We start from the raw sequence: 19942 nt of genomic DNA, 5'->3' as shown, positions 1-19942 counted from the left end.
GGAACGTGGACGAGCAGGACCGGTCGGCATCCGTCGGCCGTACGAGCAGGGAGTGATCATGTCAGCTGTAGTCATCATCGGCGGTGGCCAGGGAGGCTACCTCACCGCGGCGTCGCTGCGGCAGTACCGTTTCACGGGGTCGATCACGCTCATCACCGATGAGCACGGCCTGCCGTACCAGCGGCCGCCGCTGTCGAAGGCGTATCTGCTGGGGGAGTCCGACGAGCGTCGCCTCCTGCACCGGCAGGAGAAGTGGTACGCCGACCAGGACGTCCGGCTCGTCCACGACCCGGCGGTCGCCATCGACCGCGCGGGGCACACCGTCGAACTCGCGAGCGGTGCGCGCATCCCGTACGACCACCTGGTGATCGCGACGGGCGCACGCAACCGCGCCCTGCCGGTGCCGGGCAGCGACCTCGAGGGCGTGACCGGGATGCGCGTGAAGGCGGATGCCGACGACCTGTCGTCGCGCCTGCGCGAGGGCACGAAGGCGATCGTCGTCGGGGCCGGGTTCATCGGCCTCGAGTTCGCCTCCGTCGCCGCCGCGCGCGGCGCGGACGTGCACGTGTTCGAGCTGGGGGACCGCCCGATGGCGCGGGCCGTGTCGGCGACGACGGCCGAGTTCTTCCGGGCGACGCACGAGGAGTGGGGCGTCGAGTTCGACTTCAACCACGGCCTCGCGAGCATCGACGGCAAGGACGGCCGCGTCGTGGGCGTCACGACCGACGACGGCCGCACGCTTCCCGCCGACGTCGTCGTGTACGGCATCGGCGTCATCCCGAACACCGAGATCGCCGAGGCCGCCGGTCTCGCCGTCTCCAACGGCATCGAGGTCGACGAGCGGCTGGTCACCAGCGACCCGGACATCTCGGCGGTCGGCGACGTCGTCAGCTTCCCGTGCGCCCAGCTCGGCGGTGCGATGACGCGCCTCGAGTCGGTGCAGAACGCGTCGGACCAGGCGCGGGCAGTCGCCGCGCGCCTCACCGGCGACGGCGGCGACTACCGCACGCTGCCGTGGTTCTGGTCGGACCAGGGCCACCTGAAGCTGCAGATCGCCGGCGTGGCGCACGGCTACGACCACACCGTCGAGCTCCCGGCGGAAGCCGGACAGAAGACGGTGCTGTGCATCAAGGACGGCGTGCTGGTGGCGGTCGAGACCGTCAACGGACCCGCCGACCACATGATCGCGCGCCGCCTGCTGGCCGAGCGGCCGGAGCTGTCGCCCGAGGAGGCCGCAGCCGAGGACTTCGACTTCCGGGCGTGGGCCGACAGCCGCGTCGCCGTCGGCGCCCGCTGATCCGATCGACCAGACCGAGGAGCACCCGATGCAGATGAACTGCCCGTGCGGAGAGCTGATCACCGGCGCCGGCGAGGACGAACTCGTCGACGCGGCCCGGGCCCACCTGACGGCCGCACACCCCGGTCGCGCGTACACGCGGGACCAGATCCTGTTCTTCGCCGACGAGTGATCGCGGCGGTGCCGACGCAGGCGGCGCAATGCCCGACCGCAGAGCGCGGGCGGGCGGTCACGGGTCGACGACGACCCGTGACGAGAGGAATGGAGAGAACACGATGAAAGCTGCAGTGCTCGAAGGCCCCGGTGCCGGACTCGTCGTCCGCGACATCGACATCGCCGAACCGATCGGTCGCGAGGTCCTCGTCGACATCAAGGCGTCCGGCCTGTGCCACAGCGACCTGCACATGATCGAGAACCCGGCCGGGTTCCCGGCGGCGGCCGTCCTCGGGCACGAGGCATCCGGCGTCGTGGTCGCGGTGGGTCCGGACGTGACCGAGTTCGAGGTGGGCGACCACGTGGTGGGATGCCTCGTCAGCCACTGCGGTCGCTGCGAGCGCTGCACGACCGGCCGCCCGTACCAGTGCCGCAACGCCGCCGAGACGATGCGGCAGCCGGGTGAGGGTGCGCGGCTGTCGGTCGAGGGCGCCCCGGCGATCCAGTTCTGGAACCTCGGGGCCTTCGCCGCGCAGATGCTGGTGCACGAGAACAACATCGTGAAGGTCGACCCGTCGATCCCGTTCGAGAAGGCGGCGCTGCTCGGCTGCGGCGTCGTCACCGGCGCGGGCGCCGTGATCAACACGGCGAAGACGCGTGTCGGCGACACGGTCGCGGTCATCGGCTGCGGCGGCGTCGGGCTGTCCGCCATCCAGGGCGCGGCGCTCGCCGGGGCCCGGCGCATCATCGCCGTCGACCTGGTGCCCGCCAAGCTGGAGCTCGCCAAGCGCTTCGGGGCGACGGATGTCGTCAATCCCGCCGACGGCGACGTGATCGAGCAGGTGAAGGAGCTCACCGGCGGACGCGGCGTCGACAAGTCGTTCGAGGTGATCGGTCTCCCGCAGACGTCGGCGCAGGCGATCCGGATGCTCGACACCGGCGGATCCGCGTACCTCATCGGGCTGCACAAGCCCGGCAGCGTGCTCGAGATCGACGTGATGCGCGACCTGCTCGTGGCCCAGCGCAGCGTGCAGGGCGTCTACATGGGCTCGACGAACTTCAAGCAGGACATCCCGATGTTCGCCGACTACTACCTGCAGGGCCGGCTGAACCTCGACGACCTGCTCTCCCAGACGATCCCGATCGAGCGGATCAACGAGGGCTACGCGGAGCTGAAAGAGGGCGGCGTCGCTCGCAGCGTCGTGGTCTTCTGATCCGGGAGACGCGACGCATGCCCGGCCCGCCGACGGTACGACCGTCGGCGGGCCGGGTGCTTCCGGCGACGCGCATGCGGTCGCCGAAGGGGCAGTCGGATGGCGACTACCTATCATGGGGTGGGGGAGTCGGGCGCGTCGTCGCCTGATCTCGGGAAGGGGAGGCAATGTCGGATCCGGTCGTTCCCGCGGCGGAGCGTTCGCGCTGGAACTGGAAGCGCACCAACCAGACCCAGAGGACGCTTCTGGATGCCGCGCTCGAGCTGTTCATCGAGAACGGGTACGCCGGAACGAGCGTGGAGGACATCGTCCAGCGCTCGAATCTCAGCATCGGCAGCCTCTACCACCACTTCGGCAACAAGGCGGGGCTCTACCTCGCGCTCTGGCAGGAGTGGGTCAAAGACCAGGAGAACCTCGTCTCGACGGCCATCGAAGACCTGCAGAGCCGTGGTGAGGCCGGCACCGTTCCGCTGTTCATGGTGGGCGCGCGCCTACCTCGAAGGATGCTGGAACCACCGGTCGCGCGGGTCGGTGTTCTTCGCTCAGGACGGTCCTCCCGGATTCGAGCTGCGGCTGCGCAACGGTCGCCACGAGTGGCTGCGGCAGGTCACCGTCCTCACGCATGCGTCCGACGATCCGCTCGGGCGGCTGACGGTGTCGGTCATGATGGCGATCGTGGCCGAGGGAGCGCAGGAGGTCGTCACGAGCGGCAGCCGTGCCGACGCGGACGAGATCATGGATGCGACCCTGCTGATGATCGAGCGGGTCGGGGCGAGTGACACCGGCGACGCCGTCGCGGACACGCCGGCCGAGGCATCCGCGTCCTGAGGCATCCTGCGCACTGAGGGCGCGGGCTCACCCGAACAGGCGGACGAACTCCCGGATGATGCGCAGCGGCTCGGTCACCGACGTCCGCACCACCTCGGCGGCGAGGGCGTCGTAGTCGGCGGCGTCGAAGTAGCCGTCGTTGCGGTAGACGTCCATGCGCTCGGCGAACGCCTTCGCCGTCGGCTCCGGGTGGAACTGCGTCGCGTACAGGCGCTCGCCGACGCGGTACGCCTGCACCGGGCAGGCCGCGTTCGTCGCGAGCAGCACGCCGCCCGGCGGCGGGGCGACGCACCCCTCCTTGTGGGTGGTGAGCACGGAGAAGCGGGATGCCAGTGAGCCGAAGACGGGGTCGGCCTGGCCGGCATCCGTCAGCTCGACGACCGCTGTGCCGGTGTCTTCGGGGAACGCGCGCGTGACCTCGCCGCCGAGCGCCCGTGAGGCCACACCGATGCCGTAGCAGGTGAACAGCACGGCGGGGCCGACGCCGTCGGCGCACGCGACCGCGAGGCGGGCCAGGTGCTCTTCGCCGCGACGCTGCTCGTCGGTCTTGCTCGACTCGGGGTCCGTGACGTTGTACGGGCTGCCGCCGATGATGACCGCGGTGACGTCGGGCTCGATCATGAGCGGATCGGTGACGAGGTCGTGCCGGCGGATGTCGCCGTCGTCGAGGCGGGCTGCGGTGCGGAACGATTCGAACTCGGCATCGGCGGCCACTGTCTGCGGGCGCGCCGAGATGTACAGCACCGTCATGCCTCCGAGTCTACGGCGGGCGACCTTTCGGCGCCGGTTCGGGGTCGCCGGAGGAAACATGTATCAGCGGCCCCCTTTCGCGCTCTGATGAGTGTGGACACAATGGGCACTATGACCGACGCTGAGCGGTCGGATCAGGGCGCGGATGCGGCAGCGGCATCCGGTGGGGGAGGATCCGGATCCGGCGAATCCGGGGAGATGTCGCTGTGGGAGCAGGCCTCGAGCCTGTTCGTGCGCTGGCAGGACGGCGAGACGAGGGCGATGGATGCCCTCGTGCGGCTCATGACGCCGGTGCTGTGGCACGTGGTGCGGGCCTATGGCCTGGAGAGCGCGCTCGCCGAGGACGTCGTGCAGACGACGTGGCTGACCCTGGTGCGCCGGCACGAGACCATCGCCGACCCGCGGGCCGTGTCGGGCTGGCTCACGATGTGCGCCCGTCGCGAGGCGTGGCGGGTGAGCAAGGCGCAGCGCCGGGCCGACCCGACCGAGACCGAGCAGCTGGAGCCGCAGCTGCCCACCGCCCAGGCGGCGGAGCAGACCGCCGTGCTCGGCGACGAGCAGCGGATCCTGTGGCTCGCGGTGGCGCGACTGAACGAGCGGTGCCAGCGGCTGCTGCGGGTGATCGCGTTCGATGAGCGCCCCGACTACGCGCGCATCGCGCAGGACCTGGCGATGCCGGTGGGATCCATCGGACCCACCCGGCAGCGGTGCCTGGTGAAGCTGCGCGCGCTGCTCGAGGACGACGGATACGAGAGGGAACTGGCATGAGCGCCGACGACACGAGCGCGGAGTTCGCGCAGGATGCCGTGCTGTTCGCACGGATGCGGGCCATGTGGGCGCAGGTGGATCCCATGCCGGCCGACCTCATCGACCGGATGGTCGCCGCGATCGCGGTCGACGACCTCAGCCGCGAATACGCCCTGCTGACCCTCGTCGAGACCGACCTCGCCGCCGTGCGCGGCGACGGGGATGTGCTCACGCTGCAGTTCAGCGACGGCACGGTGACCGTGCTGCTGCACATCACCCGCACCGAGCAGTCCACGCACCGCATCGACGGCTGGGTGGATGCCCCGCCCGTGTCGGTCGCGATCGTGCACGGCGCGGACGAGGGAAAGGTGCGGGATGCCTCCCTCGGCGAGCACGGCCGGTTCGAGATCGACGGCATCGGCGCCGGGCTCGTGCGCCTGCGCCTCACCGTGCGCGACGACCAGGGCGCGCTCCATGACATGCAGACCCCGCAGTTCGAACTCTGAGGAGACCCCCGATGGCTGAATACCCCGGCGACGGCCTGCCCGATTGGCGCGCCCGCTACGACGCGGTGCGCGCGCTCGGCGTTCCGCTGGATCCGAGGAGCGAGGAGGTTCCCGGCGTCACCGCCTACCCGACCTCGTACGCACCCGACCACCTGCTGATCACCCGCGCGGACGACCTCGATGAGCTGTTCGGCGTGCTGGAGGAGGCCGCCACACAGTTCGCCTGGCGCATCGAGCTGCAGAACATCGACGGCTCGCCGCTCGAGATCCCGGATGCCGTCGCCCGCGAGGCGCGCAACCGCGAAGCGTTCGACGTGCCCACCATCCACCGGGTGAAGATCACGTCCGTGCCGAACCGCGACGGCGCCGCGACACCCGACCCGCCCGTGGATGCCTGGCGGCTGCTGCAGCGGGCCCGGATGCTGCGCGGCAAGGATCTGCGCGGGGTGGCGCTGGACCACGTGCTGACGGCCGGGCCCTTCGGAGTCTCGAATCCGTTCGGCGTGTCGAATCCGTTCGGCGTCTCCAACCCGTTCGGGGTTTCCAACCCGTTCGGCGTCTCGAACCCGTTCGGCGTCTCGAACGCACCGGGCACCATCTCGTATGCGGTGCCGGGCAGCGGCGGGCGCCAGGTCGTGAACTTCGTGGGCAGAGCGCCGGAGCGGCACCGCGAACCCGCAGAAGGCGGCCGCCGACCGGTCATCGCGGTGCTGGACACGGGATGCGGCATCCACCCCTGGCTTCCGCCGGAGGTCGTCACAACCTATCCGGAGTACGACGGCAAGGTCATCGGAATGGCCGATCACGCGACGGATCCCGAGGTGACGGGCGACATCGCCGGTCCGCTGGACGGGGCCCTCGACCCCGCCGCCGGGCACGGAACGTTCGTCTCAGGGGTCGTGCGTCAGCGGGCCCCGGAAGCCGACATCATCTCGGTGCGCGTCTGCGACAGCCAGGGGCAGATGCTCGAGGCGGAGTTCATGCTGGCGGTGCGCGCGCTGGTGAAGTGGATGTGCGAGGCCGGCGAGCACATCGACGTCATGAATCTTTCTCTCGGCTACTACCACGAGACGCCCGAGGATGAACTCTACGACGACGCCCTCGAGAGCCTTCTCGTGGCCGCTCGGCGCCATGGCTGCGCCGTGGTGTGCTCCGCGGGCAACGATGCGACCAACAGGCCGTCCTTCCCGGCGGCGCTGTGGATGTGGGGCGGCTCGGCGCTGACGGTCGCCGACCCGGACGATGCGGCTCCCCACGTGTCCGTGGGGGCGTTGAACCCGAACCGCACGATGGCACTGTTCAGCAATCTCGGCACCTGGGTGAAGACATTCGCGCCCGGGGCCGGGGTGCTCAGCTGCTCGCCCCCGTTCCGCGGCGGGAGCCAGCCCGCGGTCCGCGACGATCTCGGGGGAGCGCGACGCGAGACGATCGACCCCGATGACTACGCCGGGGGCTTTGCGCTGTGGAGCGGCACCTCGTTCGCGGCTCCGTACGTCGCCGGGGAGATCCTCGCCCACATCGCCCCCAGGATCATGGGAGGGACGTTGTCGCTCGAGGAGCGGATCGACCTGCTGCACGAGGCGGAGAGCGAGGTGAGTGCCCGCCTGGCCAAGACGGGACCCCTGACCGCCCGCTGAGCGGCGCCGTTCGCCCACATCGCCATCGCGCTGCGCGATGATGAAGGCATGGTGCAGTCTGCTGCGCGAATGCATGCGCGCGCCGTCGCGATGGTCAATCGCGGCGACTACGTGCGTGCCCGGCAGGCGCTGGCGACCGCGGCTGCGCGCCGACCGGATGCGGACACGCAGGCACGGATCCAAGGAACCCTCGCCTACGTGCTCGCCCAGACCGGGCAGATCGACGTGGCCGAGGCGATGTGCCGCGCCGAGCTGGAGCGGCCGGAGATCAGCGGGGCGACCGTGGGCGTCCTCGCCGGTCAGCTCGGTGCGTTCGCGCAGCGCCGCGGAGACCTCGAGCAGGCCGCCGCCTGGCTGGAGAAGGGCATCGACGCGTTCGACAGCAGCACGGTGGAGCGCGCGCGGCTCCTGATGAACCGATCCCTCGTGAACATGCAGCGGCTGCGTCTCGACGATGCCGCTTCGGATGCCCCGCAGATGCGCATGAGATCTACCTCGCCGACGATGCGCCGTCCGAAGCCGCGATGGCGCAGCACAACCTGGGATACATCAACCTCCTGCGCGGGAACATCGCCGAAGCGCTGCAGGAGATGTACGAAGCCCGCCCCCTCGCCGGGACGACGCCGATCGCACTCGCCGTCTGCGACACCGACCGCGCCGAGGCGCTGCGGGATGCGGGGATGACGCGCGAGGCGGAGCGGCTGCTGGCATCCGTCGCCCCGGTCTTCGGACGGCACCGGATGCCGCAGTCCCGCGCCGAGGTGGAGTTCCAGCTGGCGCGGTCGCAGCTCACGCACGACCCGGTGACGGCCGCGCGCACGGCGGCGACCGCTTCGCGGAGGTTCCGCGCCCTCGGGGCGGAGACCTGGGCGATCCGGGCCGACGGCATCCGTCTGCGCGCGCGCCTCTCGCGTCGGTCGCCCCGGTCGGCGGACCAGGCCGAAGTCGAGCGAGTGGCATCCGCCCTCGCAGACTCCGGCTTCGCGAACGAGTCCACCGCCCTGCGGCTGTCGCTGGACATCTGGCGGTCGGGACGGGGGATGCCGCATCCGGCGCCGGTCACGCGCGTGCCGCCGACCGCATCGATCGACGTGCGCCTGCTCGGCTACGAGGCGCGGGCCGCGCGCGCGGCCGCCGCGGGCCGGGATGCGGTGGCCCGCCGCCAGTCCGCGAGCGGGCTGGATCAGCTGACCGCGTGGCAGCAGGCGTTCGGCAGCCTCGACCTGCAGACGTCGGTGCGCATGCACGCCGGCGGGCTCATGGTCGCGGGCCTCACCGCCGCCGCCCGGTCGGGTCGCGCCGACGTGCTGTTCGAGTGGTCCGAGCGGGGCCGGCACCTGAGCCACCAGGTGGTGCCCGTGCGTCCCCCCGAAGACCCGCAGCTGGCTGCCGACCTCGCGGAGCTGCGCCAGCGGATGAGCGGCGATCAGACGGGGCGGTGGCGGCTCGACCCGCACTTCGCCGAGCTCGAGGAGCGCGCCCGCGAACGCCAGTGGTCGGCGACGCGGGGCGGCGGCATCCGTCGGCGTGCCACCCTGCGCGAGGTGCAGGCACGCCTCGATGACGGCACCGCGCTGCTCTCGTTCGTTTACACCGGCACCGAACTCGCGGTGATCGTCGTCACCGGGGCGCGCGCCCGCGTGGTCCCGCTGCCGGGATGGGCGGCGGCGGCCAAGCTGCTGCCGGGCCTGCGCGCCGATCTGGACATGGCGGCATCCATCCGCACCGGACCCATGGCCGACGTGGTGCGCCGCTCGCTCGATGACCGGCTGGCATCCCTGTCGTCGGCGCTGCTCGACAAGGCGGTGCGGGTGCCGGGGGCGGAGCGATTCGTGCTGACGGTGCCCGGCATCCTCGAAGGCACCCCCTGGGCGATGCTCCCCGCGCTGCGCGGGCGCACCTTCACCGTCGCCGTGTCGGCGACGAGATGGTCCGCGTTCGACCGGGACGTGTCCGTCGGCGGACGCGTCGGCATCGCCGTCGGGCCCCGCGTGGCGCGCGGAGAGGAGGAGGCGGATGCCGTCGCCGCGGCGTGGGCCGGGCACAGCCCCGAGCAGCTGCGCGGGACGGATGCGACGGTGGATGCCGTCACCGCGCTCGCCGGCCGCGTCGACCTCCTGCACGTCGCCGCACACGGGCGGCACGCGGTCGACAACCCGCTGTTCTCCGGGTTCGAGATGGCCGACGGTGCCCTGTTCGGCTACGACCTCGACCGGGTGCCCGAGGTTCCCGAGGTCGTCGTGCTGTCTTCGTGCGAGGCGGGGCGGTCGTCGGTGCGCTGGGGTGAAGAGGCCGTCGGGATGACCCGGGTGTGGATGCACGCCGGCACGCGCGCCGTGGTCGCGGCCCCCGTGATCGTCGCCGACGACGCCGCATGCGACCTGCTCGGCGCCATGCACGCAGGACTCGCCGCCGGGCTCGGAGTGTCGGAGGCGCTGGCGCGCGCGAGCACCGAGACGGGAATCCTGGCGCCGTTCCAGGTGTACGGATCCGGATTCTGACGAGTTTGTATCAGGGCGCGGGGATCCTGCTCTGAGTCAGTGGGGGAAGCGCTTCTGGGGGAGCGCCGGAGCCCTCGGACCGGGGGAGGCTTGGGGAGCCGCGGTCCGAGGGCTCTATCCCGTTCCCGGTCTCTGCCGTGCTTCCGCGTCCCGCTGCGCCGCGTCCCGTCGCGTCGCGTCCCGCCCGTCGCGTCCCGCCCGCCCGTCCCGCCGCGTCCCGTCCCGTCCCGTCCCGTCGCGTCCCGCCCGCCCGTCCCGTCGCGTCCCGTCCCGTCCCGTCCCGTATGGTGCTTCGACTGCCAAAGATCTCGACGTCGGGGCGCAACCTTTGGCAGTGGAACAGGGATGACCGCGGGGCTCACGCGGGGGGACCGCGGCGAACGACGGCGGTGAGCGCGGCGACGGACGGCGGTGAGCGGCGACGGACGGCGGTGAGCGGCGACGGACGGCGGTGAGCGGCGACGGACGGGAGTCAGCGGCTCGAGTTCGAGGTGCGGCCGCGGACGATGCCGACGAACGTCTCGACCTCGGGGGTGGTGCGATCGGCATCCCACGCGAGTGCCACCGTCGAGACGTGGGCGTCGCGCAGCGGACGGTAGTCGGCATCCTTGCGATGGTGCAGCCGCGCGAGCGACATCGGCACGATCACGATCCCGACTCCGGATGCCACGGTCGCGATCGCGTCTTCGGTGGTGTCCGGCGGGTCGAACACCGGGGCCACCGTGCCCGGCACGTCCAGCCGCAGCACGTCGTCGCGCGGAACGATGAGCACTTCGCCGGCGAGGTCGGCGACATCCAGTTCGTCGGCCGCGGTCAGGTGGGAATCGGCGGCGGTCACGACGACCGGCACCTCGTCGTACAGCCGGATGACGTGCAGGCCCGCCGTCTCGATCGGCAGGCGCACCAGGGCGGCATCCACCCGCTCGAGCGCGGAGCGCTGGTCGGCCACCGCGATCGGCTCGAGCACCAGTCGGGTGTGCGGCATCCGCACGTTCCAGATGTCGATCCACTTGCCGGGTGTCGCGCCGGGCACTGCGCCGAGCGTGAAGGTCTCGGCCGGGGGCGGCGCGACCGGTGCCGGCTTCGGCGTCGTCGGGCGCGGCTTGCCGCTGCCCGGTTTGCCGGGCTTTCCGGCCGCGGGTTTGCGGCCCTTCGCCGGACCTCCGGGTGAGCGCCTGCCCGGACCCGGACCCCGCTTCGCACCAGCCATGCGTACAGGGTATCCGCCGGGTCGCGCCGGCACCCGCTAGCCTGGCGCCATGCTCGTGGTCTCAGCCCTCATCGTCGCGGCCCTCGCCGCCCTGCTGCACGTCTACATCTGGGTGATGGAGAGCATCACCTGGCGCCAGCCGGAGACCTGGAGGCGATTCGGCGTGAAGGATCAGGATGCCGCCGACGCCGTGCAGCCGATGGCGTTCAACCAGGGGTTCTACAACCTGTTCCTCGCGATCGAGGTGGGCTTCGGGATCGTCCTGGTGGCATCCGCCCCGGCGGCCGGACGCGCGCTGGTCTACTTCGGCCTCGCGTCGATGCTGGCGGCATCCGTCGTGCTGATCACGCGCGGCGCCAAGTACCGGCGCGCGGCGATCACGCAGGGCATCCTGCCGCTCATCGCGCTGGTGCTGCTGCTTCTCGTGTAGCTAGGCGGCCAGCCACAGGCCGCGGCGGTCGGTGGCGACATGCTCGCCGTCGGCGATCGTGACGTCGTCGCCGATCAGCGACCCCGCCTGCACGATCGCGTGCTCGCCGACGTGCGTGCGCACCCCGATCTTCGCCTTGGCGCCCACAGCGGCACCCGTGCCGATGTGCGCATGCGCCTGGATGTCGGCCTCCGGGCCGATCACGGCATCCGCCTCGATCCATGCGCCGGTGCCGATGTGCGCACCCGGTCCCACATGCGCTCCCGGCTCCACGTAGGCGCCGGTCTCGACGCGGGCGGTTGCGTGCACCTTGGCTCCGTGCGCGACGAGACCCCGGCCGTTGACGTGCTTGCGGTACCGCAGCGCCTCGCCCTGGTCGTTCTCGATGTCCACGTAGTTCTTGCCCACGATCTCCTCCGTAACGGGATACAACGTGAGGCGTGGTGGGGTTATTCCCCGGACTTCGGTGTGGAAAATACGGATGCCCCCGCCCGGGTGGGCGGGGGCATCCGTCATCGACCGGATGGTCAGCGCACGTACGTGTCGGCGACGTCCAGCGCCTTGTCGTACGCGTCGAGGCCGCGGTGCAGCTCCTCTTCGGTGACGACCAGCGGCGGGGCGAACTGCAGGCGGTTGAAGTGCGTGAACGGGTAGACCCCGTTGCGCTTGCACTCCGCGATCACCGCGTTCATGGGGGCGGCATCCGCACCCGACGCGTTGAACGGAACCAGCTGCTCCTTGGTCTCGCGGTTGCGCACGAGCTCCAGGGCCCAGAACAGGCCGACGCCGCGCACATCGCCCACCGACGGGTGCTTGTCGGCGAGCTCCTTCATGCGGGGGGCGACGACGCGCTCGCCCAGGTCGCGGACGCGCTGCAGGATGCCGTCGCGCTCGTACACCTCGAAGGTCGCCACACCGGCGGCGCAGGCGAGCGGGTGACCCGAGTAGGTCAGGCCGCCCTGGAACGCCACGGTGTCGAAGTGCGACGCGATCTTCTGCGAGATCACGACACCGCCCAGCGGCACGTAGCCCGAGTTCACGCCCTTCGCGAACGTGATCAGGTCGGGGGTGACGCCGAAGCGGTTGACCGCGAACCACTCGCCGATGCGGCCGAAGCCGACCATGACCTCGTCGGCGATGTAGACGATGCCGTACTTGTCGCACAGGTCGCGGACGCCCTGCAGGTAGCCGGGCGGCGGGACGAGCACGCCGTTGGTGCCGACGATCGTCTCGAGCAGGATCGCCGCGATCGTCGACGCGCCCTCGAGCACGATGGTCTGCTCGAGGTGCTCCAGCGCACGCTGGGCCTCTTCGACCGGGTTGGAGGAGTGGAACGGCGAACGGTACGCGTACGGCCCGAAGAAGTGCTGCACCGAGCCGTCGCCGGGCTCGTTGGTCCAGCGGCGCGGGTCACCGGTCGCGGTGATCGCGGTGGTCGTGTTGCCGTGGTAGCTGCGGTACGCCGCGAGCACCTTGCGCTTGCCGGTGTAGGCGCGCGCCATGCGGATCGCGTTCTCGTTGGCATCCGCCCCGCCGTTGGTGAAGAACACCTTGTCGAGGTCGCCCGGGGCCACCTCGGCGATGCGGCGGGCGAGCTCGCCGCGCACGTCGCTGGCCATGGACGGCTGGATGGTCGCGAGGCGACCGGCCTGCGTCTGGATGGCCGAGACGAGATCCGGATGCTGGTGCCCGAGGTTCAGGTAGACCAGTTGCGACGAGAAGTCGAGGAACTCGTTGCCCTGGTAGTCCCAGAACGTCGAGCCCTTGCCGGCAGCGACCGGGATCGGGTCGATGAGCGCCTGCGCGCTCCACGAGTGGAAGACGTGGCCGCGGTCGTCTGCGCGGACGGTCGCTTCGGCCTCGGCGTCGGGCAGGGTGTGGACCTGGCCGTGACGGTCGGTGTAGACCGCCGTGGCGTTGAGAGTGTCAGTCATGATGTGTGTCCTCAGTGGTTCTGGGGGAAGCCGAGGTTGATGCCGCCGTGCTTGGCCGGGTCGAGCCAGCGGCTGGTGATGGCCTTCTCGCGGGTGAAGAAGTCGAAGCCGTGCACGCCGTACGCCTTCGCGTCGCCGAACATGGACTTCTTCCAGCCGCCGAACGAGTGGTACGCGACCGGCACCGGGATCGGCACGTTGATGCCGATCATGCCGACCTCGACCTCGTTCTGGAACCGGCGTGCGGCGCCGCCGTCGTTGGTGAAGATCGCGGTGCCGTTGCCGAACTGACCCGAGTTGATCAGCGCGAGGCCCTCGTCGTAGCTGTCGACGCGGACGACCGACAGCACCGGGCCGAAGATCTCCTCCTGGTACGCGGCCGACGTGGTCGGCACCTTGTCGAGCAGGGTCGGGCCGAAGAAGAAGCCGTCCTCGGCGCCGTCGACCGTGAACCCACGGCCGTCGACGACGATCTCGGCGCCGTCCTTCTCGGCGATGTCGACATAGCCCGACACCTTGTCGCGGTGCACGCCGGTGATCAGCGGGCCCATGTCGGGCTCGGGCGTGGACTGGCCGTTGCCCACGCGCAGCTTCGCGATGCGCTCCTTGACCTTCTCGATCAGCTCGTCGGCGACCGGCTCGACGGCCAGCACGACGGAGATCGCCATGCAGCGTTCGCCTGCGGCGCCGTACCCGGCGTTCACGGCCATGTCGGCGGCGAGGTCGAGGTCGGCATCCGGAAGCACCAGCATGTGGTTCTTCGCACCGCCGAGGGCCTGCACGCGCTTGCCGTTGCGGGCGGCGGTCTCGTAGATGTACTGCGCGATCGGGGTGGAGCCGACGAACGAGATCGACTGCACAGCCGGTGAGTTCAGCAGGCCGTCGACGGCCTGCTTGTCGCCCTGCAGCACGGTGAATACGCCGTCCGGGAGGCCGGCTTCCTTCCACAGCTTCGCGATCCACAGGGATGCCGACGGGTCCTTCTCGGACGGCTTCAGCACCACGGCGTTGCCCGCCGCGATCGCGATCGGGAAGAACCACATCGGCACCATGACCGGGAAGTTGAAGGGGCTGATGATGCCCACGACGCCGAGCGGCTGCTTCAGCGTGTACACGTCGATGCCGGTCGAGACGTTCTCGGAGTGCTCGCCCTTGACGAGGTTCGGGAACCCGCACGCGAGCTCGACGACCTCCTGGCCGCGGGCGATCTCGCCCATCGCATCGGAGAGCACCTTGCCGTGCTCGGACGAGACGATCGCGGCCAGCTCGCCCTTGCGGGCCACGAGCAGCTCGCGGAAGTTGAAGATGACGGCCTGGCGCTTGGCGATCGAGTAGCCCGACCACAGCTTGAAGCCGCGCTCGGCGGAGGCGATGGCCTCGGCGATCTCGGTGTCGTCGGCGAGGGCGACCTCGGCCTGGACGGCACCGGTCGCCGGGTTGTAGACGGGAGCGGTGCGGCCGCTCGTTGACGCGCGCTCGGCGCCGTCGATCCAATGCGGGATGACCCGGGTGGTGTCTTCGCTCATGGGCGTCCTCCTCTGATCGGACAGATCGTGTGGTGATGATCTAGGCTGGTTTTCATAAGTTTTGCACCGCTGGAAGGAACCGGAGCATGGCCGATCGTCACGAAGATGACCTCAACCGGACGGATCGTCCGAGTGGCGGTCCGCTGACGGTCGGCAACATCCTGCGCCTCCCCGAGCTCGCCTCGGTGCACCCCGACGTGCTCGTCGGCGACAGCGCCCTGGATGCCCCGGTGCGCTGGGTGCACGTCTCCGACAGCGCCGGGGTGGCGCGTCTGCTGACCGGTGGCGAGCTGCTGCTGTCGACCGGATCCGGCTGGCCCGGAGACCCCGAGCTGCTGCGCGAGTTCATCGTGGGCCTCGTCGACGCCGGGGTGGCCGGGCTCGTGCTCGAACTCGGAACCCACTACCGGTGGGCGCCGCGCGTCGTCGTCGACACTGCGCGCGAACACGGGCTGGCACTGGTGACCCTCGGCCACGAGGTGAAGTTCGTCGAGCTGACCGAGGTCGTGCACCGGCAGATCATCGCCCGGCAGACCGCCGCCCTGCGCGCCCGCGACGAGGTGCGCGAACGCTTCACGGGCCTCGCTCTGCGCGGCTCGCCCGCCGACTACATCGTGCGCCAGCTCGCCCAGACCCTCGGCGCGCCCGTCGTGCTCGAGAGCCTCGCCCACGAGGTCGTCGCCGGCGAGGTGCCCCCCGCCATGGAGGTCGACCTCTTCACCGACTGGGAGCTGCGCTCCCGCTCCGCGCACCGCCGCGGAACCGACGGGGACTGGCTCATCGTGCCCGTCGAGGCGCGCGGCATCCGGTGGGGGAGCGTCATCGCCCTGCCCGGACCCGAGCATCCTGCGGGGCGCCTCGCCGTGCTCGAGCAGGGCGCGATCGCCCTCGCGTTCGGCCGCCTGTCCGCCCCGGCCGACGAGTGGTCGCGGATCGGGCGCCGACGGCTCGTGGACGCACTGCTGGCCGGACGCTTCTCGACGCCCGCCGGCGCGGCCGCGCGCCTCTCCGCCGCGGGACTCCCCGTCGAGGGGCGTCAGCTCTACGGCGTGGTGATCTCGCGTGCCCAGGTGCTGCCCGAGCAGGCGTCGGCCGCCGCGAAGGAGATCGGACGCCGGGATGCCGCAGGCCGCGACCACGCCGGTGGCCGCGTGCTCGTCGGCTCGGCCCCCGGCGGCGTCGCCGGACCCGCGGCCGCGCTGCTGCTCTCCCTGCCCGCCCATGCCGTGTTCGACGACCAGACCGCGCTCGCATTCGTGCGCGCGGCGGCAGCCCCCGCCGAACGCGCCGTCGTATCGGTCGGGTCTGCGGCATCCGGAATCGACGAAGCCCTCTCCTCGCTGCAGGAGGCCACCGACCTCGCCCGCGGGCGTGCCGGCGCCGGCGATCGCGGGCCGGTGCTGCGCCGCGCCGAAGACCGCCCGCTCATCCGCCTCGTCACCACCATGCGCGACGACCACCGGCTGCTCGAGCACGGGGAGCGGATGCTGGCCCCCCTCATCGAGCACGACCTGACGCGCTCAGGCGACCTGCTCGACGTGCTCGGCGCCATGCTCGCGCACCCGGCCAACCGCACCGCGGCGGCATCCGCCTCGCACCTGTCGCGCTCGGTGTTCTACCAGCGCATCGCGCTCATCGAGGACCTGCTCGGCGTCGACCTCGACGACGGCGAGACCCAGACGGCGCTGCACCTCGCACTGCTGGTGCGCCGCTCTGCCGGGCGGTAGGCGGCGCGATCCGCCGGGTCTGCGACGACGCCGGGACGATGCCGGGATGGAGCCGGGGCGTTGGCGGGTCAGCGCTCGATGAAGATCTTTCGCAGCGGTTCGCGGACCGTCCAGACGGTCTGCATGCCGGCATCCAGCTTCACGACCGAACCCGGGGCGAGTTCGATCGAGGGCCGCACGGGGTCGACGAAGTCGACGGTCGCGGAACCGGCGATCACGACGAACACCTCGCTGACCTCGGTGTCGCGCATCGCGCCGACGGTCATCTCCCAGACGCCGATCTCGGACATCGGGCCGATGAGCGGCACCGACTGGTCGATCGCGGCGTAGCCCGTGGACGGCGTCCCGGCGACGATCTGCTCGGGCGGGACCGGCTCGTACTCGAGCTCGAGCTCGAGGGCTGCGACCAGCTGCGCGCCGTTCACGAGTCGAACCCCAGGCCGAGGGCATCCAGCGTGCGCAGCAGGACGTTGCGCTTGCCCTCGTTGTGGTCGGCGCGATCCAGCGACCACCGCACCACGTTGACCGCGGCGGCCGCGGCCGGCTCCGGCGGGAACGGGATCGGACGCTTGCGGACCATCTCGAGGGTGGTGCGCTCGTTCTCGACTCCGTCGAGCAGGTCGAGCATCACGTTGCCGGCGAAGCGGGTCGAGCCCACGCCGAGACCGGTGAAGCCGGCCGTGTAGGCAATGCGGTTGTCGCGGGCCGTGCCGAAGAACGCCGTGAACTGCGTGGACGAATCGATCGCGCCCGCCCACTGATGCGTGAACTTCAAGCCCTCGAGCTGCGGGAACGTCGTGAAGAAGTGGCTCGCGAGCTTGCGCCACGTCTCCGGGCGGTTCTCGTACTCGGACTTCACCTTGCGGCCGTAGTGGTAGATCGCGTCGTACCCGCCGAAGAGGATGCGGTTGTCCTTGGTGATCCGGTAGTAGTGGAACTGGTTGGCCATGTCGCCGATGCCCTGACGGTCGGCCCAGCCGATGGATGCCAGCTGCTCGTCGGTCAGCGGCTCCGTCATCAGCACGTAGTCGTACACCGGCACCGTCATGAGCCGGTTGCGCTTGATGAGCGACGGGAACACGTTCGTGGCCAGCACCGCACGGTCGGCGGCGACGGTTCCGGCATCCGTCTGCACGATCACGCCGGTGCCCGACGTGTCCAGCCCGGTCACGTGGGAGCGCTCGAAGATCTCGACGCCCTGCTCCTCGATGACGCGGGCGAGCTCGGCGGCCAGGCGGGCCGGGTGCACCATGCCGCAGGCGTCCTTCTCCCAGACGCCGGCGAGGTAGGTCGGCGAGTGGACGGATGCCTGAACGGCATCCTGATCCAGGTACACGACACCCTCTTCACCCTCGGCGGCCCATTCCTTCAGCCACTCGACCTGGTGCTCCTCGACCGCGGGGGCCAGCTGGCCGGTGCGCTCGAACTGGAAGTCCATGCCGAACTCGGCCTCGGACGCCTGGATCTCGTCGAGGTTCTGCTGCCCGAGGCGGGTCAGCAGATCCATCTCCTTGGGCCAGCGTGCCATGCCGTTCTCGTGGCCGTGCGTGAGGCTCGCCTCGCAGAATCCGCCGTTGCGGCCGGATGCCGCCCAGCCGACACGCTGCGCCTCGACGACGACGACCTTCGCGTCGGGATTGCGCTGCTTCTCCAGCAGCGCTGTCCACAGGCCGGTGTAGCCGGCGCCGATGACGACGAGGTCGGCGCGGTGCGCGCCCACCAGCGACGGGCGGTCGGGACGCAGGGCGGCGGGGAGGTCGTCGATCCAGAAGACCGAGTGCGCTGTGGTCGCCAGCGACTGGTCGATGACGGATGCGGCAGGTTGACGTCGTTCGAAGACGGTGGTGCCCACGGGGAATCAGCTCCGATGCAGGTTGGGGTGCCTCCATCCTCGCGTGCCGGCGGGTGTCGCCGGAAGGGGGTCGGTGTCCCGGATCGGCACCCCCGCCGGACAAGGAGTCCGGCCGGTACAGTTATGCGGCGATGTGTCGGGGATGTTCGCAGGCCGGTGTCGGGATCGGCGTGGTGTGCGGAGCGGATGTGCACGACAGCGGAGTTGTGCACGCCTGCGGATGGACATGGGGGATGCGGTCCGCTGGTGTGTACATCTCCGCGGCTGTGTGCGGGTGGTTGGGGGATGCCGAAGGGGCGCGCGAGCTGGGTCCGCCTCGGGCTGGGGGAGTGTGCGTGCACGGCAGCGGAGTTGTGCATATCTGCGGGCGGATGTGGGGGATCTGGTCCGCTGTTGTGTACATCTCCGCAGCTGTGCGCGGGTGGTTGAGGGGGTATGTCGAACGGAACGGCGAGCGGGGTCGGTTTCGGACCGGGGGGTGTGGCCGTGCACGACAGCGGAGATGTGCACACCTGCGGGTGGATGAAGAGGATCTGATCCGCCGTTGTGCACATCTCCGCACAGGTGTTCGCGGGGTTGGGTGTGTCGAACGGAGCGGCGAGCTGGGGAGCTTCGGGCCGGGGGCGTACACGACAGCGGAGTTGTGCACATCTGCGGATGGAGGTGTGGGATGCGGTCCGCTGTCGTGTACATCTCCGCAGCTGTGTGCGGGTGGTTGAGGGATTCCGTGGCCGAGTGCGCGGGGGCGGAGGGATTGGGGCGGGCGCGGCCCGATGGCGGGCAGTGCGGGAGGCCGCGCTCGGCCGGCGGGGCGGGGTGCGCGTCAGCGGGGTGCGGGCTGGCAGCGCGGGCACCAGAACACCGTGCGCTCCCGGGTGGGGTCGGCGCCCAGCATCCCGGTCTCGATGAGGGTGCCGCAGCGGCGGCAGGGCTGGCGGCCGCGGCCGTACACCCAGTCCGACCGGCCGCGGCGGGTGTCGCCGGTGAACGAGCGGATCGGCCGGTCGCGGTTGGCGCGGATGGTGCGCGCCCCCAGCGCGATGAGCTTCGCGGCATCCACCTCGGTTGCCGGGGTCTCGGGATGCAGCCCCCGCAGGAACAGCAGCTCGTTGGCGTACTCGTTGCCGAATCCCGCCACGGTGCGCTGGTCCTGGATCGCGACGTGCACCGCGCGCGGATCGCGCTGCAGGGCCTCGGCAGCCGCGTCCGCGTCGAACGGGTCGTCGTTCAGGGGATCCGGCCCGAGGTACCCCACGGCGGCGACGTCGTCGGCCGGATGCTCCGGGGTTCCCGGCAGCAGCTCCACGAGACCCAGGTCGAATCCGATCGCCTCGGCCCGCGCCGTGGCGATGACCGCCCGTGCGCGGAAGGCCGGCTTCGGCCAGCGGGCGCCCGGGTGCAGCACCAGCCACTCGCCCTCCATCTTGAGGTGCGTGTGCAGGATGCTGCCCCCGCTCGTGCGCAGCAGCAGATGCTTGCCGCGCGCGGTCGACGACAGCACGGTCTCACCGGTGAGGTCGGCGGTCGCGGCCTGCGGCACGCGCAGCTCGAACCGGGTGATCACCCCGCCGCGCAGGGCACGGTCGAGCCGGTGCGCGGCGCGCCAGACGGTGTCTCCCTCGGGCATCGG

General features: G+C 71.0%; 19 protein-coding genes and 1 pseudogene. 12 read left to right on the top strand and 8 right to left on the bottom strand.

Annotated features, from left to right (window positions below):
- Nucleotides 1-58: 58 nt before the first annotated feature.
- The 5 genes and pseudogenes from ACPYN4_RS13580 (at nucleotide 59) to ACPYN4_RS13560 (ending at nucleotide 3492) form a co-directional block, all read left to right on the top strand.
- On the top strand, nucleotides 59-1297 hold the full coding sequence (locus ACPYN4_RS13580; RefSeq protein WP_239282175.1) for an NAD(P)/FAD-dependent oxidoreductase: 1239 nt from the start codon (nucleotides 59-61) through the stop codon (nucleotides 1295-1297).
- 28 nt (nucleotides 1298-1325) lie between these two features.
- Entirely contained in the window at nucleotides 1326-1469 is a 144-nt protein-coding gene (locus tag ACPYN4_RS13575) for a hypothetical protein (protein WP_239282174.1), read from the top strand.
- Nucleotides 1470-1572: 103 nt separating this feature from the next.
- Complete coding sequence (locus tag ACPYN4_RS13570) at nucleotides 1573-2664, top strand: Zn-dependent alcohol dehydrogenase (RefSeq protein WP_239282173.1); 1092 nt, start codon at nucleotides 1573-1575, stop codon at nucleotides 2662-2664.
- Nucleotides 2665-2831: 167 nt separating this feature from the next.
- Nucleotides 2832-3035, top strand: a pseudogene (locus ACPYN4_RS13565) (TetR/AcrR family transcriptional regulator); the annotation flags it as partial.
- A 160-nt stretch (nucleotides 3036-3195) separates the two neighbouring features.
- Nucleotides 3196-3492, top strand: coding sequence for a hypothetical protein (locus ACPYN4_RS13560; protein WP_424446674.1), 297 nt, complete (start codon nucleotides 3196-3198; stop codon nucleotides 3490-3492).
- A gap of 27 nt (nucleotides 3493-3519) precedes the next feature.
- Here the strand turns inward: ACPYN4_RS13560 and ACPYN4_RS13555 are convergent, their stop codons facing one another.
- Nucleotides 3520-4242 (bottom strand): glutamine amidotransferase-related protein, encoded by a 723-nt coding sequence (locus tag ACPYN4_RS13555; protein ID WP_239282171.1) that lies wholly within the window; start codon nucleotides 4240-4242, stop codon nucleotides 3520-3522.
- 111 nt (nucleotides 4243-4353) lie between these two features.
- On the opposite strand from ACPYN4_RS13555, the gene ACPYN4_RS13550 reads away from it, so the two are divergent.
- From ACPYN4_RS13550 to ACPYN4_RS13530, 5 genes are read left to right on the top strand one after another with little or no spacing between them, the layout of a single operon-like run.
- A complete protein-coding gene (locus tag ACPYN4_RS13550) occupies nucleotides 4354-5010 on the top strand; it encodes an RNA polymerase sigma factor (RefSeq protein ID WP_239282170.1) in 657 nt (218 codons plus the stop codon).
- Nucleotides 5007-5495, top strand: a complete 489-nt coding sequence (locus ACPYN4_RS13545) for a hypothetical protein (RefSeq protein WP_239282169.1) — start codon at nucleotides 5007-5009, stop codon at nucleotides 5493-5495. The genes ACPYN4_RS13550 and ACPYN4_RS13545 overlap by 4 nt, the downstream gene beginning before the upstream one ends.
- Nucleotides 5496-5506: 11 nt before the next feature.
- Nucleotides 5507-7132, top strand: coding sequence for a S8 family peptidase (locus ACPYN4_RS13540; protein WP_239282168.1), 1626 nt, complete (start codon nucleotides 5507-5509; stop codon nucleotides 7130-7132).
- A gap of 48 nt (nucleotides 7133-7180) precedes the next feature.
- Entirely contained in the window at nucleotides 7181-7816 is a 636-nt protein-coding gene (locus ACPYN4_RS13535; protein WP_424446670.1) for a hypothetical protein, read from the top strand.
- On the top strand, nucleotides 7723-9633 hold the full coding sequence (locus ACPYN4_RS13530; protein ID WP_424446673.1) for a CHAT domain-containing protein: 1911 nt from the start codon (nucleotides 7723-7725) through the stop codon (nucleotides 9631-9633). Before ACPYN4_RS13535 ends, ACPYN4_RS13530 begins: the two co-directional genes overlap by 94 nt.
- 472 nt (nucleotides 9634-10105) lie before the next feature.
- On the opposite strand, the gene ACPYN4_RS13525 is transcribed toward ACPYN4_RS13530, so the two are convergent.
- The gene (locus ACPYN4_RS13525) at nucleotides 10106-10843 is read right to left on the bottom strand and encodes a LysR family substrate-binding domain-containing protein (protein ID WP_239282758.1); all 738 of its coding nucleotides are present in this window, start codon (nucleotides 10841-10843) and stop codon (nucleotides 10106-10108) included.
- A gap of 49 nt (nucleotides 10844-10892) precedes the next feature.
- On the opposite strand from ACPYN4_RS13525, the gene ACPYN4_RS13520 reads away from it, so the two are divergent.
- Entirely contained in the window at nucleotides 10893-11273 is a 381-nt protein-coding gene (locus ACPYN4_RS13520; protein ID WP_239282756.1) for a DUF1304 domain-containing protein, read from the top strand.
- Here the strand turns inward: ACPYN4_RS13520 and ACPYN4_RS13515 are convergent, their stop codons facing one another.
- The 3 genes from ACPYN4_RS13515 to ACPYN4_RS13505 are packed head-to-tail and all read right to left on the bottom strand — an operon-like array spanning nucleotide 11274 to nucleotide 14733.
- A complete protein-coding gene (locus ACPYN4_RS13515; protein ID WP_239282755.1) occupies nucleotides 11274-11789 on the bottom strand; it encodes a transferase in 516 nt (171 codons plus the stop codon).
- An 11-nt stretch (nucleotides 11790-11800) separates the two neighbouring features.
- Nucleotides 11801-13207: an aspartate aminotransferase family protein gene (locus ACPYN4_RS13510; RefSeq protein ID WP_239282753.1), complete on the bottom strand. Its 1407-nt coding sequence runs from the start codon at nucleotides 13205-13207 to the stop codon at nucleotides 11801-11803.
- An 11-nt stretch (nucleotides 13208-13218) separates the two neighbouring features.
- Nucleotides 13219-14733 carry a CoA-acylating methylmalonate-semialdehyde dehydrogenase gene (locus ACPYN4_RS13505; protein ID WP_239282750.1) on the bottom strand — a complete coding sequence of 505 codons (1515 nt, stop codon included), beginning with the start codon at nucleotides 14731-14733 and terminating at the stop codon, nucleotides 13219-13221.
- 86 nt (nucleotides 14734-14819) lie between these two features.
- Between ACPYN4_RS13505 and ACPYN4_RS13500 the strand changes: the two genes are divergently transcribed.
- Nucleotides 14820-16460: a PucR family transcriptional regulator gene (locus ACPYN4_RS13500; RefSeq protein ID WP_239282748.1), complete on the top strand. Its 1641-nt coding sequence runs from the start codon at nucleotides 14820-14822 to the stop codon at nucleotides 16458-16460.
- Between the two features lie 68 nt (nucleotides 16461-16528).
- Here ACPYN4_RS13500 and ACPYN4_RS13495 read toward each other — a convergent pair whose 3' ends face one another.
- The 3 genes from ACPYN4_RS13495 to ACPYN4_RS13485 all read right to left on the bottom strand — a co-directional run bounded on the left by ACPYN4_RS13495 (nucleotide 16529) and on the right by ACPYN4_RS13485 (nucleotide 19939).
- A complete protein-coding gene (locus ACPYN4_RS13495) occupies nucleotides 16529-16885 on the bottom strand; it encodes a cupin domain-containing protein (protein ID WP_239282746.1) in 357 nt (118 codons plus the stop codon).
- Entirely contained in the window at nucleotides 16882-18312 is a 1431-nt protein-coding gene (locus ACPYN4_RS13490; RefSeq protein WP_315552998.1) for an FAD-dependent oxidoreductase, read from the bottom strand. The genes ACPYN4_RS13495 and ACPYN4_RS13490 overlap by 4 nt, the downstream gene beginning before the upstream one ends.
- An 823-nt stretch (nucleotides 18313-19135) precedes the next feature.
- A complete protein-coding gene (locus tag ACPYN4_RS13485) occupies nucleotides 19136-19939 on the bottom strand; it encodes a DNA-formamidopyrimidine glycosylase family protein (RefSeq protein ID WP_239282350.1) in 804 nt (267 codons plus the stop codon).
- Between the last annotated feature and the right edge of the window lie 3 nt (nucleotides 19940-19942).

The sequence above is a fragment of the Microbacterium sp. CH-015 genome (assembly GCF_049707015.1).
Taxonomy (GTDB): domain Bacteria; phylum Actinomycetota; class Actinomycetes; order Actinomycetales; family Microbacteriaceae; genus Microbacterium; species Microbacterium aurum.
Note: the sequence above shows the minus strand (reverse complement) of the source record. Positions and strands in the feature narration are given on the sequence as shown.

Bases quoted from the DNA above. Each gene is read 5' to 3' on its own strand.
- ACPYN4_RS13515 (WP_239282755.1), bottom strand. From the start codon at position 11,789: ATGACGGATGCCCCCGCCCACCCGGGCGGGGGCATCCGTATTTTCCAC.
- ACPYN4_RS13500 (WP_239282748.1), top strand. From the start codon at position 14,820: ATGGCCGATCGTCACGAAGATGACCTCAACCGGACGGATCGTCCGAGT.
- ACPYN4_RS13545 (WP_239282169.1), top strand. From the start codon at position 5,007: ATGAGCGCCGACGACACGAGCGCGGAGTTCGCGCAGGATGCCGTGCTG.
- ACPYN4_RS13530 (WP_424446673.1), top strand. From the start codon at position 7,723: ATGTACGAAGCCCGCCCCCTCGCCGGGACGACGCCGATCGCACTCGCC.
- ACPYN4_RS13535 (WP_424446670.1), top strand. From the start codon at position 7,181: ATGGTGCAGTCTGCTGCGCGAATGCATGCGCGCGCCGTCGCGATGGTC.
- ACPYN4_RS13555 (WP_239282171.1), bottom strand. From the start codon at position 4,242: ATGACGGTGCTGTACATCTCGGCGCGCCCGCAGACAGTGGCCGCCGAT.
- ACPYN4_RS13510 (WP_239282753.1), bottom strand. From the start codon at position 13,207: ATGACTGACACTCTCAACGCCACGGCGGTCTACACCGACCGTCACGGC.
- ACPYN4_RS13570 (WP_239282173.1), top strand. From the start codon at position 1,573: ATGAAAGCTGCAGTGCTCGAAGGCCCCGGTGCCGGACTCGTCGTCCGC.
- ACPYN4_RS13505 (WP_239282750.1), bottom strand. From the start codon at position 14,733: ATGAGCGAAGACACCACCCGGGTCATCCCGCATTGGATCGACGGCGCC.
- ACPYN4_RS13520 (WP_239282756.1), top strand. From the start codon at position 10,893: ATGCTCGTGGTCTCAGCCCTCATCGTCGCGGCCCTCGCCGCCCTGCTG.
- ACPYN4_RS13550 (WP_239282170.1), top strand. From the start codon at position 4,354: ATGACCGACGCTGAGCGGTCGGATCAGGGCGCGGATGCGGCAGCGGCA.
- ACPYN4_RS13540 (WP_239282168.1), top strand. From the start codon at position 5,507: ATGGCTGAATACCCCGGCGACGGCCTGCCCGATTGGCGCGCCCGCTAC.
- ACPYN4_RS13525 (WP_239282758.1), bottom strand. From the start codon at position 10,843: ATGGCTGGTGCGAAGCGGGGTCCGGGTCCGGGCAGGCGCTCACCCGGA.
- ACPYN4_RS13575 (WP_239282174.1), top strand. From the start codon at position 1,326: ATGCAGATGAACTGCCCGTGCGGAGAGCTGATCACCGGCGCCGGCGAG.
- ACPYN4_RS13485 (WP_239282350.1), bottom strand. From the start codon at position 19,939: ATGCCCGAGGGAGACACCGTCTGGCGCGCCGCGCACCGGCTCGACCGT.
- ACPYN4_RS13580 (WP_239282175.1), top strand. From the start codon at position 59: ATGTCAGCTGTAGTCATCATCGGCGGTGGCCAGGGAGGCTACCTCACC.